Below are 13,773 nucleotides of genomic sequence, written 5' to 3'. Positions count from 1 at the left end.
TCCCGGCTGTGTCGCCGCAACTCCTGACACGGTATCGCGATCAGGGGTGACACACACCACACCGTTCTGTCTGGTCCGCCCGGTTCGCGTGTTTGGGGGCACGCGTCCGGGCAGGGGATGCCCACAGGACCCCAGGGTTACCCCGCGGTAGAGATGACGTGCGGCTTGCGCGAGGTACACGATGGGGAACGGTGCAGGCACAGGCAGACAAACCTACAGGAACCCTGGAATCCAGCAGAACGAACCCAGACACGTCCCAGATATGTCAGTCCTCTGACAGGTAAGGAACAGCGTGGCTTCCGGATCCGATCGAAACCCGATCATCATTGGCGGCCTCCCGAGTCAGGTTCCTGACTTCGATCCCGAGGAGACCCAGGAGTGGCTCGACTCGCTCGACGCGGCGGTCGACGAGCGAGGCCGGGAGCGGGCCCGCTACCTCATGCTCCGCCTGATCGAGCGCGCCCGCGAGAGGCGCGTGGCCGTGCCCGAGATGCGCAGCACGGACTACGTCAACACGATCCCCACCAAGAGCGAGCCGTTCTTCCCCGGCAACGAGGAGATCGAGCGCAGGATCCTCAACGCCACGCGCTGGAACGCCGCGGTGATGGTCTCCCGCGCCCAGCGGCCGGGCATCGGCGTCGGCGGCCACATCGCCACCTTCGCCTCCTCCGCCTCGCTCTACGACGTCGGCTTCAACCACTTCTTCCGCGGCAAGGACGACGGGAGGGGCGGTGACCAGGTCTTCTTCCAGGGGCACGCCTCGCCGGGCATCTACGCGCGCGCGTACCTGCTGGACCGGCTCACCGAACAGCACCTGGACGGCTTCCGCCAGGAGAAGTCCAAGGCGCCGTACGGCCTGTCCAGCTATCCGCACCCGCGCTCGATGCCGGACTTCTGGGAGTTCCCGACGGTCTCCATGGGCCTCGGCCCGATCGGCGCGATCTTCCAGGCCCGGATGAACCGGTACATGCACGCGCGCGGGATCGCGGACACCTCCGACTCGCACGTGTGGGCCTTCCTGGGCGACGGCGAGATGGACGAGCCGGAGTCGCTCGGCCAGTTGTCCATCGCCGCCCGTGAGGGGCTGGACAACCTGACCTTCGTGGTCAACTGCAACCTCCAGCGCCTGGACGGCCCGGTGCGGGGCAACGGCAAGATCATCCAGGAGCTGGAGTCGGTCTTCCGCGGCGCCGGCTGGAACGTGATCAAGCTCATCTGGGACCGCACCTGGGACCCGCTGCTGGCGCAGGACCGCGACGGCGTGCTGGTCAACAAGATGAACACCACGCCGGACGGCCAGTTCCAGACCTACGCCACCGAGTCCGGCGCGTACATCCGCGAGCACTTCTTCGGCGACGACCACCGGCTGCGCAAGATGGTCGAGAACATGACCGACCAGCAGATCCTGCACCTGGGCCGCGGCGGTCACGACCACCGCAAGATCTACGCGGCGTACAAGGCGGCGCTGGAGCACAAGGGCCAGCCGACGGTCATCCTGGCCAAGACGGTCAAGGGCTGGACCCTGGGCCCGAACTTCGAGGGCCGCAACGCCACCCACCAGATGAAGAAGCTGACGGTCGACGACCTCAAGCACTTCCGCGACCGCCTGCACCTGCCGATCTCCGACCGGGAGCTGGAGTCCGGCCCGCCGCCGTACTACCACCCGGGCCGGGACACCGAGGAGATCCAGTACATGCACGACCGCCGCAAGGGCTGCGGCGGCTACGTGCCGACCCGGATCGTGCGCTCCGAGCCGCTCCGGCTGCCGGGCGACAGGACGTACGCGTCCGTGAAGAAGGGCTCGGGCCAGCAGTCCATCGCGACCACCATGGCCTTCGTCCGGCTGCTGAAGGACCTCATGCGGGACAACGAGATCGGCAGGCGGTTCGTGCTGATCGCGCCGGACGAGTACCGCACGTTCGGCATGGACTCGTTCTTCCCGAGCGCGAAGATCTACAACCCGCTGGGCCAGCAGTACGAGTCCGTCGACCGCGACCTGCTGCTCGCCTACAAGGAGTCGCCGACCGGGCAGATGCTGCACGACGGCATCTCCGAGGCGGGCTGCACGGCCTCGGCGATCGCGGCGGGCTCGGCGTACGCCACGCACGGCGAGCCGCTGATCCCGGTGTACGTCTTCTACTCGATGTTCGGTTTCCAGCGCACCGGCGACCAGTTCTGGCAGATGGCCGACCAGTTGGCGCGCGGTTTCGTCCTGGGCGCGACCGCCGGCCGCACGACCCTGACCGGTGAGGGTCTCCAGCACGCCGACGGCCACTCCCAGCTGCTGGCCTCCACCAACCCGGCGTGCGTGGCCTACGACCCGGCCTACGGGTACGAGATCGCGCACATCGTGCAGGACGGCCTGCGCCGCATGTACGGCGGCGACGAGCGGCATCCGCACGGCGAGGACGTCTTCTATTACCTCACCGTCTACAACGAGCCGATCCAGCAGCCGGCCGAGCCCGCGGACGTGGACGTGGAGGGCATCCTCAAGGGCCTGCACCGGCTCGACAAGGGCACGGCGGGCGACATCCCGGCGCAGATCATGGCGTCGGGTGTGGCGGTCCCCTGGGCCCTTCAGGCGCAGCGGATCCTCGCCGAGGAGTGGAACGTCCGGGCCGGTGTCTGGTCGGCGACCTCCTGGAACGAGCTGCGGCGCGAGGCCGTGGCGTGCGAGGAGTACAACCTGCTGCACCCGGAGGAGGAGCAGCGGGTGCCGTGGCTGACGCGGAGGCTGAGCGCGGCCGAGGGGCCGTTCGTGGCCGTCTCCGACTGGATGCGCTCGGTGCCGGACCAGATCGCGCGGTGGGTGCCGGGGCCGTACCAGTCGCTGGGCGCCGACGGCTTCGGCTTCGCCGACACCCGCGGGGCGGCCCGGCGGTTCTTCCACATCGACGCCCAGTCGATCGTGCTGGCGGTGCTGACGGAGCTGGCCCGCGCGGGCAGGGTCGACCGGTCGGTGCTGAAGCAGGCCCTGGACCGCTACCGGCTCCTGGAGGTACCGGCGGCGGACCCGGGCACGGCGGGCGGCGACGCCTAGAGCGGGCAACGGGCGACGAAAAGGGGCGGGTGGCGGGGCCGTGTGCCCCGCCACCCGCCCCTTCGCGCTGCCGGGGCAGGCCGCGTCGTGGCCGGCGTCCTCAGATGTGGCCGACGCCCGCGCCCGCCTCCGCGTTCTGCCCGCGCTTGGTGAGCAGCGCCACAAGGACCGCGACGGCCGCGATTCCGGCGGCCACGAGGGAGGCGAGGCTCATCCCGGAGATGAACGTCTCGTGCGCGACGGAGGTGATCTTCGTGGCGATCGCCTCGGGTGTGCCCTCCTGCACCGGCGGCACGCCGACCTGGACCGCCTCGGAGGCCTGGCCCAGCTGGGCGGGGGTGAGCGGCGGGAGCCCCGCGTCCTTCCAGTTGCCGGCCAGGTCGCTGTTGACCTTGGAGGCCATCACGGCGCCCAGCACGGCCGTACCGAGGCTGCCGCCGATCTGCATGGCGGACTGCTGGAGACCGCCGGCCACACCGGACAGCTCCAGGGGCGCGTTGCCGACGATGACCTCGGTGGCGCCGACCATGACGGGGGCGAGGCCGAGGCCGAGCAGGGCGAACCAGAGCGACATGGTGAGGCCGCTGGTGCCCGTCTCGAGCGTGGACATGCCGTACATGGCGAGCGCGGTGGCGGCCATGCCGCCCGCCAGCGGGATGCGCGGGCCCACCTTGGTGATCAGGAAGCCCGCGAGCGGGGAGCCGACGATCATCATGCCGGTGAGCGGGAGGAGGTGCGTACCCGCCTCGATCGGGCTCATCCCGTGCACGTTCTGGAGGTAGAAGGTGACGAAGAACAGGCCGCCCATGAACGCGATGGCCATCAGCACCATGAGGACCACGCCGGCGGACAGCGGGACCGAGCGGAACAGCGCCAGCGGGATCAGCGGCTCCTTCACCTTCGTCTCCCAGAAGGCGAAGGCGGCGAAGCCGACCACGGAGACGGCGATGAACGTCCACGTCGTACCGTCGCCCCAGCCCCAGACCGGGGCCTTGATCAGGGCCCACACCAGGCAGAACATCGCGCCGGAGAGCAGGACGATGCCGAGGATGTCGAAGGAGCGCGGCGCGTTCTCGGCGCGGTGGTCGAGCAGGATCAGCAGGCCCAGGACCAGCGCGAGGGCGCCGACGGGCACGTTGATGAAGAACACCGACTGCCAGTTGACGTGCTCGACGAGCACACCGCCGAGGATCGGGCCGCCGGCGGTGGAGGCGCCGATGACCATGCCCCAGATGCCGATGGCCATGTTCAGCTTCTCGGCCGGGAAGGTGGCCCGCAGCAGGCCGAGCGCGGCCGGCATCAGCAGCGCGCCGAACAGACCCTGCAGAACCCGGAAGGTGACGACCATGGCGATGGTGTGAGACAGCCCGATGGCCCCGGAGGCGGCGGCGAAGCCGGTCACACCGATGAGGAAGGTCTGCCGGTGCCCGAAGCGGTCACCGAGCTTGCCCGCGGTGATCAGGGAGACCGCGAGGGCGAGGAAGTAGGCGTTGGTGATCCACTGCACATCGGCGAGGGTGGCGTGCAGATCGTCCCGGATGGCGGGGTTGGCGATGGCCACGATGGTGCCGTCGAGGGCCACCATCATGACCCCTACGGCGACGGTGATCAGGGTGACCCACGGGTGCCCGCGCAGCCCCTTGGCCGGCGTGGCGTCCGGCGGGCCCGCTGGGGCTTTGTCCCCCGGCCCCGTCGTGTCGATGGTGGTCTGACTAGTCATACGTTCGAGGCTAATGACAGTCACTGACAAACGACAAACCAATTCACAAGTCGGTCACTGACATGTCGCCCTCCTATAGTCTGAACAGGGGAAACAGTTCGCGTTCGAGGCAGGGTGCGGGAAAGAGATCCGGAGAGGTCCATGAAGACGGCGGGGGCCGCCGAGACGGCGCCACGGACGGAGTCGCGGCCGGAATCGCGGACGGCGGCACGGCCGGGACTGCGCGAACGCAAGAAGCGGCGCACCCGCGGCGCGCTGCTGCGGGCGGCGCTGGAACTCTTCACCACCCAGGGGTACGAACGGACGACGGTCGACGAGATCGCCGAGGCCGTCGACGTCTCCCAGCGCACCTTCTTCCGCTACTTCCCGGGCAAGGAGGAGGCCGCCTTCGCCGTGCAGGAGATGGTGGAGGCGCACTTCGTCGACTCGCTGCGCGCCCGCCCGCCCGGGGAGGCCCCGCTGGAGGCGCTGCGCCGGGCGGTGCTGGAAGGCTGGGACACGATCAGCGACGCCGTGGGCAGCGTCGTGCCCGTGGAGCTGTACCTGCGCATGTTCCGGGTGATCGAGTCGACACCGGCCCTGCTCGCCGAGCATCTGCGCCGCTCGGCGGAGACCGAGGAGCAGATCGCGCGGCTGCTCGCCGAGCGTGAGGGCCTCGACGTGGACGCCGATCCGCGGCCGCGGCTGGCGGTCGCCGTGTTCGGCGCGGTGATGCGGGTGACGAGCCGTCAGTGGAGCACGCGCGAGGGCGCCGGCCCGCAGGCCATGCGGGAACTCACCGCCGCGTACCTCGACCAGGTGGGACCCGCGCTCACCGGGAACTGGCGTACGAGCCGCCGGGCTTGAGCCCGGACATTCCACCCGTCCTGAACTGCCGTACGCCTGACCGATCTTGGACACACTCGCGAACTGAGGTCACCGTCACACCGCCTGAAACGTGATACCTGTCACTCGGTTAACGCGAGACCGCCCCGTTCTCCTAGTGTGTCCTTCCAGTGACTTCCTTCGACACCTCCCCACAACTCAACGTCTGGCGCGCACTGCTCGCGCTGGCCGTGGTCTTCGTGATGCTGGCCACCACCGGCTGGACCGCGGTGCGCGGCCATCGCGGCACCACCGCCCTCCAGGCGTCGCTGACCGCCTGGGACCACGGTCGCCTGCACGGGCACCGGCTGCCGGACGCGGACGCCTCCCCCACCCTGCTGCGGCGCTTCTTCGCCTCGCTCGGCGCGCAGGACCGCAACCGGCTCGTCCATCGCTTCCCGCTCGCCGTCGGCAACATGGACGGCGCCCCGGTCCGGCTGCGCTACCAGGCCAACCGCATCGCGCTCCAGCAGGCGTGCAAGGCCGAGCTGGCCCGCACGCACGACAGCCGGCTCTCCCCGGCCGGGCAGCAGGACGCGGGCCACCGCATGCAGCGCTACACCTCGCTCATGGCGAAGGGCCGGCAGATCCTGGCCTTCGATCCCGAGGGCACGGGCCGGGTCGCCGAGGTCTTCGGCGATCTGCGCACCGCCGAGCGGGTCTCCGTCGTCGTCCCCGGCGTGGACACCGACCTGATCACCTTCCGCAAGAGCTACCGCCCGTACTCCGCGCCGTACGGCATGGCGAAGTCGCTGTACAAGGCCGAGCGCCGGGCGGACCCCTCGACCCGTACGGCCGTGATCGCCTGGGCCGACTACACCGCGCCCAGCGGGCTCGGCGTGGACGCCGCCACGGCGATGCGCGCCGAGGAGGGCGCGGTGCGGCTGAACAGGCTGCTGCGGGGACTGCCGGGCCACGCGTCGGTCGCGCTGTTCTGCCACAGCTACGGGTCGGTGGTGTGCGGCATCGCCGCGCGCGACCTGCCGCCGCGGGTGTCCGACATAGCGGTGGCCGCCAGCCCCGGCATGCGCGTGCCGAGCGCCTCCCACCTGCACACCTCCGCCCGGGTGTGGGCGATGCGGGACGCCACCGACTGGATCCAGGACGTGCCCTACCTCGAACTCGGCGGCCTCGGCCACGGCGCCGACCCGGTCTCCCCGGCGTTCGGGGCACGGGTGCTGTCGGCACAGGGTGCCAAGGGCCACGCCGGCTACTTCGAGCCGGGCACCGACAGCCTGGCGAACTTCGCCGAGATCGGGGTCGGCGCGTACGAGTCGGTGCGGTGCGCACATGACGACAACGGTTGCCGGGCGGATTTGTCCGGCGCGACTCCGGCCGGACGCGCGTAGAGACAGCAGGAACTGCGGTCCGCCCGGGGAGCGACGAAGGCGCCCCGGCCCCCTACGATGAGCCGCATGGGTGACGTACTGGCCGGATTTCATGCTGCCTGGGAGTTCGAGTCCGATTCCGTGCTCATCCGCTACGAACGGGGGATTCGAACACCCAAACTCTTCCAGGCCCTCGGTGTCCGCCGGATCCCGCTGGCGGCACTCGCGGGCGTGACGCTCGCCGCGGGCCGGCGCGGCACCGTGGTCCTGCGCGCCGAGCCCAGACCGGGCGCCGATCCGCTGATGGACGCGGCCGACGGGCAGCTCAAGGAGGGCTGCGACCCGTATCGCCTCGTGCTGCCCGCCGAGCGGGAGACACTGGCCGAGCACTTCGCCGAGCAGGTGCGCGCCCGGCTCCCCGCGAGCGGACCGGCCGACCGTTACCTGGTGGCGGCGCCGCGGGCCCCCCGGCAGTTCAAGGCGTACGACGGGAAGGCGTCCTTCGACGGCAAGGCGGTGCGGTTCCGGTGGTCGTGGACGGGAGCCTCCTCGGCCAAGTGGAAGGCCGGCGACCAGAGCTTCCCCGTCGCCGACATGGGCGGGGTGGAGTGGCGCTCGCCCGAGGTGCTCGAGGGGCATCTGCGGCTGCTGCCGCGCGATCCGGGCGCCGCCGCCCAGCCGCCGCAGCCGGACCAGGATCCGGCCGCGGTGGTGTTCGGGCTCGGGTACGGGCCGGTGCACGAGTCGCTGCCGTTCGCCGCGGCGGTACTGGCCGCGGTGCGGGCGGCGGGCCCGGCGGCGCCGGTGCCGGTGCCGGCCCCGCGCCGCGACCCCGCGGACATCGCCGAGCGGATCCGCCACCTCGGGGAGCTGCACCAGGCGGGGCTGGTGACGGACGAGGAGTTCACCTCGAAGAAGGCCGAACTCCTGGCCGAGCTTTAGCGGCGCCGCCGGGGGCGCTCGTGCGGCCGGCTTCTCGGCGGCGTCCGCCGGTCAGGGGCGTCCGGCGCTCAGAGGCCACTCAGTGACCGCTCAGTGGCGTCCGGCGTCCGCGTAGAAACTGATCTTGCGGTCCAGTACCGCGAGCGTGTCCCGGAGTTCGGCGATCCGGGCCAGGACGTCCCGGCGGGTCGCCTCCAGCAGCGCGTGCCGGTCGCCGTAGGTGCTCTCGCCCGCGCGCACCAGCTCCGCATACCTGACCATGTCGGCGACCGGCATGCCGGTCAGCCGGAGCTTGCCGACCAGGTCGAGCCAGTCCAGGTCGCGGTTGGTGTACCGGCGCTGGCCGGTGTGCGAGCGGTCGACGTGCGGCATCAGGCCGATCCGCTCGTACCAGCGCAGGGTGTGGGCCGTCAGCCCCGTGAAGGCGACGACCTCGCTGATCGTGTAGCCGTCCTGTCCGTCGGGGCGCGGGTGCCGCCGGGGGGCGGCGGAGCAGAGGTCGGCGCCGGTGGGGGCTTCCTCGGTCTCCTCGATGGTCACGGCCGTGGTCTGCGTCACCGTCATGCCCCCAACGCTATGGCCTTCGAGTGTGCTCCAAGCAAGCGGAACCCGGTAAGGCGGCGAGAAAAGCACACGACGCGGGCCGGACGCGATGGCTAGCGTGCCGGGCATGAGTCTCGTACGACGTGCCGAGCCCGAGGACGCCGCGGAAGTGCTGCGACTGCGCCAGGTGATGATCGACTCGGTCCACGGCACCGACCCCTCCACCGACTGGCACGCGCAGTCCCTGCCCACCGTGCACGCGAAGCTGGCCGACCCGGACGGGGACTTCGCGGCGTTCGTCGTGGACCACCCGGAGCGGCCGGGGGCCCTGGCCGCGCTGGTGGCCGGGACGCTGGAGTACCGGATCGGACGGGCGGACAACCCGCACGGACGGGTCGGATACGTCTTCAGCGTGGCAACCGATCCGGACGCCCGGCGCCGCGGGTACGCGCGCGCGTGCATGGAGGCGCTGCTGGACTGGTTCCGTGAGCGGGGCGCGGCACAGGTCGACCTCACCGCGTCCGCCGAGGCCGAGCCGCTCTACGCCGAGCTGGGCTTCGTGCGCAAGCCGGACCCCTCGATGCGGCTGCGTCTGTGAGCCGCATAGGCTCGATGGCATGTCGTTGAACTCCCTGGCGTCGATCGAGAACTGGCCGGTCCCCACCGCCGCGGCGGGCGTGGTCCGCGCGGACGGCACGGTCCTGGGCACGCACGGCCCGGCCGCGCGGCCCTTCCCGCTGGCCTCGGTCACCAAGCCGCTGGCGGCCTACGCCGCGCTGGTCGCCTACGAGGAGGGCGCGATCGAGCTGGACGAGCCGGCCGGCCCGCCCGGCGCGACCGTCCGCCACCTGCTCGCCCACACCTCGGGGCTGGCCTTCGACGAACACCGGGTGACCTCCCGTCCCGGCGAACGGCGGCTGTACTCCAACGCCGGCTTCGAGCAGCTCGGCGACCACGTCACCAAGGCCACGGACATCCCGTTCGGCGAGTACCTGCGCCAGGCGGTCCTGGAGCCGCTGGGCATGACGCGGACGACCCTGGACGGCTCTCCGGCCAAGGACGCGGTCTCGACGGTCGACGACCTGCTCCGCTTCGCCGCCGAGATCCAGGCACCGCGCCTGCTGGACCCGCGCACGGTCGCCGAGGCGATGACCGTCCAGTACCCGGGCACGAAGGGCGTCCTGCCGGGCTACGGCCACCAGAACCCCAACGACTGGGGCCTCGGCTTCGAGATCCGCGACGCCAAGTCCCCCCACTGGACGGGCGCTTCCTCCTCCCCGCGCACCTTCGGCCACTTCGGCCAGTCCGGCACGTTCCTGTGGATCGACCCGGCCGCGGGCGCGGCCTGCGTCGCCCTGACCGACCGCGCCTTCGGCCCCTGGGCCATCGAGGCGTGGCCGCCGTTCACGGACGGGGTGCTGGCGGAACTGCGCGCCGCCTGAGGGCATCCCACGGATCCACCGGAAAAGCGGGCGCGGTCGCTGTGCCCTGCACCCTAGAGTGCCGACCGTGGACATCACTTTCCGGCGCCTCGCCCCGTCGCACCCCGAACCGCTGATCCACTTCCTGACCGGCGAAAGCTGGCCGTTCCACGGCGTCAGCGAGGTGGACCTCGACACGGTGCGCCGGTGGATCGCCGAGGGACGCTTCGAGAGTGAGGAGAACAGGAGCTTCTGGATCTTCGCCGACGAGGACGAACACCCCGTCGGCCTGGTCCGGCTCATGGACCTCACGGACGGCACGCCCCTGTTCGACCTCCGGATACGGGCCGGGCACCGGGGCCTCGGCATCGGCCGCGCGGCCGTGACCTGGCTGACGCGGTACCTGTTCGAGGAGTTCCCGCACATGCACCGCATCGAGGGAAACACCCGCCAGGACAACCGCCCGATGCGCCACGTCTTCCAGCACTGCGGCTACGCCAAGGAAGCGCACTACCGGGACGCCTGGCCGTCCCAGGACGGAACATTCCACGACGCGGTCGGCTACGCGATCCTGCGCCGCGACTGGCTGAGCGGGCGCGTCACGCTCCCACGGTGGGACGACGAGCACGTCGACCGGACATCGACGGGATAGGAGGCCCGAGGCGTCGTCACCGTTCACGGACGGGATGTCGGCGCGGCTGCGCCCTCGCCGCCCGCCAGGCACTCGAACCAGACCGTCTTACCCCGCCCGTCAGGGCGGACCGTCACACCCCACCTGTCGGTGACGGCCGCCACGAGTACCAGCCCGCGCCCACCGTCCGCGAGCGGATGGCCGACCGCTCGCACGGGCAGTTCCGGGCAGCCATCGGCGACCTCCACCCGCACCCCGCCGCACTGGAGCAGGAAGCAGATACGACAGCGCCGGCCCGGCACGTGCCGTACGACGTTGGCGACGAGCTCCGTGAACGCCGGCTCGGCGACACCGGCCACACCGTCCAGTCCGGAACCGGCGAGGTAGAGCCGCCAGAGAATGCGTGACGCCGTCGTGACACCCGGGGGCGACCGGATCCGTTGGGTCGAGCTGCCGGGACGGGACGCGGCACGCGTCTATGTGCACGGCCTCGGCGCCACCACGCCCGCTTACTTCACCGAGGTCGCCGTCCACCCTCTGCTCGCCGGGCACCGCTCCCTGCTCGTCGACCTGCTGGGCCACGGCATCAGCGACCGGCCGACGGACTTCGACTACACCCTGGAATCCCATGCCGACGCACTGGCCACCGCTCTGACCGCAGCAGGGGTGGCGGGGGCGGAACTGGTCGCGCACAGCATGGGCGGTTCCGTCGCCATCGTTCTGGCGAGCCGCCACCCCCACCTGGTCTCCCGGCTGGTCCTGGTCGACGCCAACCTGGATCCGGTCACGCCCTCCCCCGGCGCCCCCGGCAGCAGCGGTATCGCCGCCTACTCCGAGTCCGAGTTCCTGGACGGCGGCTGGGAACGCGTCCGCGACGCGGCCGGCGCGCACTGGTGGTCCACGATGCGCCTGGCCGGTCGGGTGGCCCTGCACCGCAGCGCGGTCCACCTCACCCGCGGCACCACCCCCACGATGCGCGCACTCCTTCTCCACCTGCGCATCCCGCGCGCTTTCCTGCTTCCCGAATCCGACGGGCCGCTCGACGGCGCGGAGGCCCTCACCGCATCCGGCGTATCCGTCGTCCCGGTCCCGGACTACGGGCACAACATCACGCTGGACAACCCGGAGGCCTTCGCCCGCGCCACCACCGCAGCCCTCACGGCCTGACGCCCCGATGGGACCCTGACGAATGCGACGCAGGGTCCACTCCGGGCGTCTGGAGGCGGACTTGACGTCGCAACAGGCGCTGGTACGGATACAGGGTGGACCGCGGTCAGGAGCGCTCGATCATCCGCCGTTTCCCATCTCCCACAGCAGTAGCTCCGCATCCGTCGCCGCCAGCGCCTCCAGGTCCCCGGCGGCATCCGTGATGCGCGCCGCGTCCCCCGCGCTCAGCCGCTCTCCGGCCAGCCGCACCTCGCCGCGTACGACGTGGACGTACACGTGCGCCGCGTCCGGGACCGCCGTCCGCTCCCCCGTTCTCAGACGCCGTACGTGGAGCAGGGCGCCGGCCTCCGGAATGGCGTACGGGGTGGCGTCGGCGATGCCGCGGACGAGTTCGTAGCAGGGGGTGCCGCCGGGTTCCAGGGGTGCCAGCCAGGTCTGAACGAAGGTCAGCGGGTCCGGGCCCGCGTTGCGTTCCACGTGGTGGACGCCGCCCGCCGAGCTGAGGCGCTGGACGTCGCCGGGGCGGACCACGCTCTCGTGGCCCGTGGAGTCGCGGTGGGTCAGCTCGCCCTCGACGACCCAGGTGACGATCTCGGTGTGACTGTGCCGGTGCTCGTCGAAACCGGCGCCGGGGACCAGGTGTTCCTCGTTACAGGCGATCATCGCGCCGAAGCGGAGGTTGTCCGGGTCGTAGTGCGGGCCGAAGGAGAAGGCGTGCCGGGTGGTGATTCCGGCCGCCGTCTCGCCGCCGGGGTAGCGCTCTGCCGCGCGCCGTACGTCGATCACGTACACCACCGTAAACGCCTGCCGTGAGGTCTCCGCCCCGACCCGGCGGCACGCACGCACGTCCGGATGAGGCAGTCTTGTCCCCGTGCCCGAACCCGAATCCCGCCCCGCCGAAGCCTCAGCCCACTCCCTCCATCCGCACTCCGCGACCCTGAAGAGACTGGAGAGGTCCTCCGGGTCGCTGGCCGCGCAGGCGATCGCGCGGATGGACGAGACGCTGCCGTGGTACCGGGCGATGCCCCCGGAGAACCGTTCGTGGATCGGGCTGGTCGCCCAGGCGGGCATCGCCGCCTTCACCGAATGGTTCCGGCACCCGGACGCGCCCCAGGCGATCTCCACCGACGTGTTCGGGACCGCGCCGCGCGAGCTGACGCGGGCGATCACGCTGCGGCAGACCGTGGAGATGGTGCGCACCACGATCGAGGTCATGGAGTCGGCCATCGACGAGGTGGCGGCGCCGGGGGACGAGGCCGTGCTCCGGGAGGCGCTGCTCGTCTACGCCCGCGAGATCGCCTTCGCCACCGCCCAGGTCTACGCGCAGGCCGCCGAGGCACGCGGTGCCTGGGACGCGCGGCTGGAGTCCCTGGTCGTCAACGCGGTGCTCAGCGGGGAGGCCGACGAGGGGGCCGTGTCGCGGGCCGCCGCCCTGGGCTGGAACTCCCCCGAACACGTGTGCGTGGTGCTCGGGACCGCGCCCGACGGGGACTCGGAACTGACCGTGGAGGCCATCCGGCGGGCCGCCCGGCACGCCAAGCTCCAGGTGCTCACCGGGGTGCTCGGGGACCGGCTGGTGGTGATCGCGGGCGGAAGCGACAACCCGCTGGCGGTGGCCAAGTCGCTGATCGGGCCGTACGCCGCCGGGCCGGTCGTCGCTGGGCCTGTCGTGCCGGACCTGCTGGCCGCGACCCGGTCCGCGCAGGCCGCCGCGGCCGGGCTGAAGGCGTGTTCCGCCTGGCAGGACGCACCGCGGCCGGTGCTGGCGGACGACCTGCTGCCGGAGCGCGCCATCGCCGGAGACCCGGGCGCGCGGGAGCAGTTGGTAGAGGAGATCTACAGACCGCTGGAGGAAGCCGGCTCCGCGCTGCTGGAAACTCTCAGCGTCTATCTGGAACAGGCGAGCAGTCTGGAAGGCGCGGCCAGAATGCTCTTCGTTCACCCGAACACCGTGCGCTACCGGCTCCGACGTGTGACTGACGTCACCGGTTGGTCACCCTCCGATGTACGATCCGCGTTCACCCTCCGGATCGCACTGATCCTGGGGCGTCTGGCCGATGGAGATACCCAGGCCTAGGCTTTTGTCGGGGGTCCACAAAACCCCTTCCTGTTCTTCG

At 71.3% G+C, this 13,773-nt stretch carries 13 protein-coding genes; 9 read left to right on the top strand and 4 right to left on the bottom strand.

The features are described 5' to 3' along the window. The first annotated feature begins 292 nt into the window (after positions 1-292). On the top strand, positions 293-3,040 hold the full coding sequence (gene aceE / locus ACIHCX_RS01265; protein WP_400025448.1) for a pyruvate dehydrogenase (acetyl-transferring), homodimeric type: 2,748 nt from the start codon (positions 293-295) through the stop codon (positions 3,038-3,040). Positions 3,041-3,140: 100 nt separating this feature from the next. On the opposite strand, the gene ACIHCX_RS01260 is transcribed toward aceE, so the two are convergent. Next, positions 3,141-4,760: an MFS transporter gene (locus ACIHCX_RS01260; RefSeq protein WP_400025446.1), complete on the bottom strand. Its 1,620-nt coding sequence runs from the start codon at positions 4,758-4,760 to the stop codon at positions 3,141-3,143. 141 nt (positions 4,761-4,901) lie between these two features. Here ACIHCX_RS01260 and ACIHCX_RS01255 point away from each other — a divergent pair, with 141 nt between their 5' ends. From ACIHCX_RS01255 to ACIHCX_RS01245, 3 genes are all read left to right on the top strand, one after another. After that, positions 4,902-5,606 (top strand): TetR family transcriptional regulator, encoded by a 705-nt coding sequence (locus ACIHCX_RS01255; RefSeq protein ID WP_400025444.1) that lies wholly within the window; start codon positions 4,902-4,904, stop codon positions 5,604-5,606. A gap of 149 nt (positions 5,607-5,755) precedes the next feature. Further along, on the top strand, positions 5,756-6,973 hold the full coding sequence (locus ACIHCX_RS01250; RefSeq protein WP_400025443.1) for an alpha/beta hydrolase: 1,218 nt from the start codon (positions 5,756-5,758) through the stop codon (positions 6,971-6,973). A 66-nt stretch (positions 6,974-7,039) separates the two neighbouring features. After that, positions 7,040-7,894 carry a DUF4429 domain-containing protein gene (locus ACIHCX_RS01245; RefSeq protein ID WP_400025441.1) on the top strand — a complete coding sequence of 285 codons (855 nt, stop codon included), beginning with the start codon at positions 7,040-7,042 and terminating at the stop codon, positions 7,892-7,894. A gap of 90 nt (positions 7,895-7,984) precedes the next feature. Here the strand turns inward: ACIHCX_RS01245 and ACIHCX_RS01240 are convergent, their stop codons facing one another. Beyond that, positions 7,985-8,458 (bottom strand): MerR family transcriptional regulator, encoded by a 474-nt coding sequence (locus tag ACIHCX_RS01240; protein ID WP_400025439.1) that lies wholly within the window; start codon positions 8,456-8,458, stop codon positions 7,985-7,987. Positions 8,459-8,564: 106 nt separating this feature from the next. Between ACIHCX_RS01240 and ACIHCX_RS01235 the strand changes: the two genes are divergently transcribed. The 3 genes from ACIHCX_RS01235 to ACIHCX_RS01225 all read left to right on the top strand — a co-directional run bounded on the left by ACIHCX_RS01235 (position 8,565) and on the right by ACIHCX_RS01225 (position 10,510). Further along, positions 8,565-9,035, top strand: a complete 471-nt coding sequence (locus ACIHCX_RS01235; RefSeq protein ID WP_400025437.1) for a GNAT family N-acetyltransferase — start codon at positions 8,565-8,567, stop codon at positions 9,033-9,035. Between the two features lie 19 nt (positions 9,036-9,054). Further along, entirely contained in the window at positions 9,055-9,879 is an 825-nt protein-coding gene (locus ACIHCX_RS01230; protein ID WP_400025435.1) for a serine hydrolase domain-containing protein, read from the top strand. A gap of 67 nt (positions 9,880-9,946) precedes the next feature. Then, a complete protein-coding gene (locus ACIHCX_RS01225; RefSeq protein ID WP_400025433.1) occupies positions 9,947-10,510 on the top strand; it encodes a GNAT family N-acetyltransferase in 564 nt (187 codons plus the stop codon). A 23-nt stretch (positions 10,511-10,533) separates the two neighbouring features. On the opposite strand, the gene ACIHCX_RS01220 is transcribed toward ACIHCX_RS01225, so the two are convergent. Next, complete coding sequence (locus ACIHCX_RS01220) at positions 10,534-10,848, bottom strand: ATP-binding protein (protein WP_400025431.1); 315 nt, start codon at positions 10,846-10,848, stop codon at positions 10,534-10,536. 40 nt (positions 10,849-10,888) lie between these two features. Between ACIHCX_RS01220 and ACIHCX_RS01215 the strand changes: the two genes are divergently transcribed. Next, entirely contained in the window at positions 10,889-11,656 is a 768-nt protein-coding gene (locus ACIHCX_RS01215) for an alpha/beta fold hydrolase (protein ID WP_400025429.1), read from the top strand. A 120-nt stretch (positions 11,657-11,776) separates the two neighbouring features. Here the strand turns inward: ACIHCX_RS01215 and ACIHCX_RS01210 are convergent, their stop codons facing one another. Beyond that, positions 11,777-12,439: a pirin family protein gene (locus ACIHCX_RS01210; protein WP_400026560.1), complete on the bottom strand. Its 663-nt coding sequence runs from the start codon at positions 12,437-12,439 to the stop codon at positions 11,777-11,779. 88 nt (positions 12,440-12,527) lie between these two features. Here ACIHCX_RS01210 and fasR point away from each other — a divergent pair, with 88 nt between their 5' ends. After that, positions 12,528-13,733 carry a fatty acid biosynthesis transcriptional regulator FasR gene (fasR, locus tag ACIHCX_RS01205; protein WP_400025427.1) on the top strand — a complete coding sequence of 402 codons (1,206 nt, stop codon included), beginning with the start codon at positions 12,528-12,530 and terminating at the stop codon, positions 13,731-13,733. The last annotated feature ends 40 nt before the right edge of the window (positions 13,734-13,773 follow it).

Origin of the sequence: Streptomyces sp. NPDC052043, assembly GCF_044548235.1 — a bacterium.
In the GTDB taxonomy this organism is placed as follows: Bacteria; Actinomycetota; Actinomycetes; order Streptomycetales; family Streptomycetaceae; genus Streptomyces.
Note: the sequence above shows the minus strand (reverse complement) of the source record. Positions and strands in the feature narration are given on the sequence as shown.

What these genes read in the sequence shown, in the direction of transcription:
- ACIHCX_RS01235 (WP_400025437.1), top strand. Translation starts at nt 8,565, where the DNA reads ATGAGTCTCGTACGACGTGCCGAGCCCGAGGACGCCGCGGAAGTGCTG.
- ACIHCX_RS01230 (WP_400025435.1), top strand. Translation starts at nt 9,055, where the DNA reads ATGTCGTTGAACTCCCTGGCGTCGATCGAGAACTGGCCGGTCCCCACC.
- ACIHCX_RS01260 (WP_400025446.1), bottom strand. Translation starts at nt 4,760, where the DNA reads ATGACTAGTCAGACCACCATCGACACGACGGGGCCGGGGGACAAAGCC.
- ACIHCX_RS01255 (WP_400025444.1), top strand. Translation starts at nt 4,902, where the DNA reads ATGAAGACGGCGGGGGCCGCCGAGACGGCGCCACGGACGGAGTCGCGG.
- ACIHCX_RS01240 (WP_400025439.1), bottom strand. Translation starts at nt 8,458, where the DNA reads ATGACGGTGACGCAGACCACGGCCGTGACCATCGAGGAGACCGAGGAA.
- ACIHCX_RS01245 (WP_400025441.1), top strand. Translation starts at nt 7,040, where the DNA reads ATGGGTGACGTACTGGCCGGATTTCATGCTGCCTGGGAGTTCGAGTCC.
- ACIHCX_RS01215 (WP_400025429.1), top strand. Translation starts at nt 10,889, where the DNA reads ATGCGTGACGCCGTCGTGACACCCGGGGGCGACCGGATCCGTTGGGTC.